A 1,220-nucleotide genomic window follows, 5' to 3' on the forward strand; every position below is an offset into this window, starting at 1 on the left:
TATAATACTCCCCAATTTTAGGACAGCAAGTTAAGTTGTAATTTAACCCTGTCAAATATGAAGAAATCAAGAAGAAAATTCAGTGCATCGTTCAAGGCCAAAGTGTCTATTGAGGCGTTAAAGGAGCAGAGCAGCCTGCAAGAGCTCGCTGCCAAATTCGAACTACATCCTACACAAATATCAAGTTGGAAACGGGAGTTTTTGGAAAATGCAGATCTGGCCTTCGGGTCCAAACCGGAAAAAGAAGATTCCGATTCCGGGACCGGGCCGCTTTACAATAAAATCGGTCAGTTACAGGTCGAGAACGATTTTTTAAAGAAAGCCTTGGGCAAATGAGTACTACCGAAAGAAGACAAAAGGTGTTAAGGTCCCATCCAAGGCTAAGTCTTGTCCAACAATGCAAGTTGCTTAATATCCATCGCTCCGGTCTTTATTATAGGCCCAGGAGCGAGAGCCCGTTGAACCTAAGACTCATGAAGGCAATGGATGAGTACTTTTTGGAACACCCCTACTATGGGGCGGAACGGATGACCGATTATCTGAACCTTGACCTTGGGTATCGTGTAAACGTTAAAAGGATAAGGCGTTTATATAAACTCATGGGCCTACAGGCCATCTATAGAAAGCCTAGGACCACGATCAGGGATCCCAAGAGCTACAAGTATCCTTATCTGCTAAAGGACCTTAAAATAGAACGCCCCGATCAGCTCTGGCAGACCGATATCACTTATATTCCTATGTTGCGGGGCTTTATGTACATGAATGCCATAATCGATGTACACAGTAGAAAAATACTTAATTGGAGTATTTCAAATTCAATGGACAAAGAGTGGTGCATAGAACTCTTAGAGGACACAATTGCCAAATACGGGGCACCGGAGATACATAATTCCGATCAAGGGTCTCAATACACCAGTACCCAATATATTGATGTACTTAAAGGACATAACATCCAAATATCCATGGACGGTAAGGGAAGAGCTTTGGATAACATTTACATCGAGCGTTTCTGGAAGTCGATCAAATATGAAAAGATATATCTTAATCCTCCGAACGGGGGACTGGATCTCTATCAAATGGTAAGGGAATATATTGAATTCTACAATACCAAAAGAAGGCATACAGAGATAGGAAAAGTACCGCCCGATCAAATTTATAACACTAAAAAAATGGCATCATAATTAATAATAAATATCTTTAAACTGTCTTACAGATGGGGA

At 41.1% G+C, this 1,220-nt stretch carries 2 protein-coding genes; both read left to right on the top strand.

Going from position 1 to position 1,220, the window contains the following annotated elements:
- Window positions 1–57: 57 nt before the first annotated feature.
- On the top strand, window positions 58–336 hold the full coding sequence (locus ABXZ36_RS15760) for a transposase (RefSeq protein WP_354616640.1): 279 nt from the start codon (window positions 58–60) through the stop codon (window positions 334–336).
- Window positions 333–1,181, top strand: coding sequence for an IS3 family transposase (locus ABXZ36_RS15765; protein ID WP_354616641.1), 849 nt, complete (start codon window positions 333–335; stop codon window positions 1,179–1,181). Before ABXZ36_RS15760 ends, ABXZ36_RS15765 begins: the two co-directional genes overlap by 4 nt.
- Window positions 1,182–1,220 lie beyond the last annotated feature (39 nt).

It is taken from the genome of Sediminicola arcticus, assembly GCF_040566695.1.
Taxonomy (GTDB): Bacteria; Bacteroidota; Bacteroidia; order Flavobacteriales; family Flavobacteriaceae; genus Sediminicola; species Sediminicola arcticus.

Bases quoted from the DNA above. Each gene is read 5' to 3' on its own strand.
- ABXZ36_RS15760 (WP_354616640.1), top strand. From the start codon at position 58: ATGAAGAAATCAAGAAGAAAATTCAGTGCATCGTTCAAGGCCAAAGTG.
- ABXZ36_RS15765 (WP_354616641.1), top strand. From the start codon at position 333: ATGAGTACTACCGAAAGAAGACAAAAGGTGTTAAGGTCCCATCCAAGG.